Here is a 520-nt window from a genome sequence, read left to right as displayed (position 1 = left end):
GACGGTCCCGTCGGATCCGATCACCGGGGCGATCGAGGACTCGCTGACCGCGGAGGATCTCGAACTCGACACCCTGATCCCGGATTCACCGAACACCCCGTACGACATGCACGAGGTGATCACCCGCATCCTCGACGACGACGAGTTCCTCGAAGTCCAAGAGGGGCGGGCCCGCAACATCATCGTCGGGTTCGGGCGGATCGACGGCCGGTCGGTGGGGATCGTGGCCAATCAGCCCACACAGTTCGCGGGAACGTTGGACATCGATGCCTCGGAGAAGGCGGCGCGGTTCGTGCGCACGTGTGATTGTTTCAACGTTCCGATCATCACGTTGGTCGATGTGCCGGGGTTCCTGCCCGGGACGGGGCAGGAGTACAACGGCATCATTCGGCGGGGCGCGAAATTGTTGTATGCCTACGGGGAGGCGACGGTCGGGAAGATCACCGTCATCACCCGCAAGGCGTACGGCGGGGCGTACGACGTGATGGGGTCCAAGCACATGGGTGCCGACGTCAATTTG

Annotated in this window: 1 protein-coding gene; it reads left to right on the top strand. The window is 63.5% G+C overall.

The window, feature by feature from the left end:
• Positions 1-520: carboxyl transferase domain-containing protein (locus tag CH294_RS27145; RefSeq protein WP_283164528.1), on the top strand; the 520-nt coding region annotated here is incomplete at both ends.

The organism is Rhodococcus sp. 14-2483-1-1 (genome assembly GCF_002259335.1).
In the GTDB taxonomy this organism is placed as follows: Bacteria; Actinomycetota; Actinomycetes; order Mycobacteriales; family Mycobacteriaceae; genus Rhodococcoides.
Note: the sequence above shows the minus strand (reverse complement) of the source record. Positions and strands in the feature narration are given on the sequence as shown.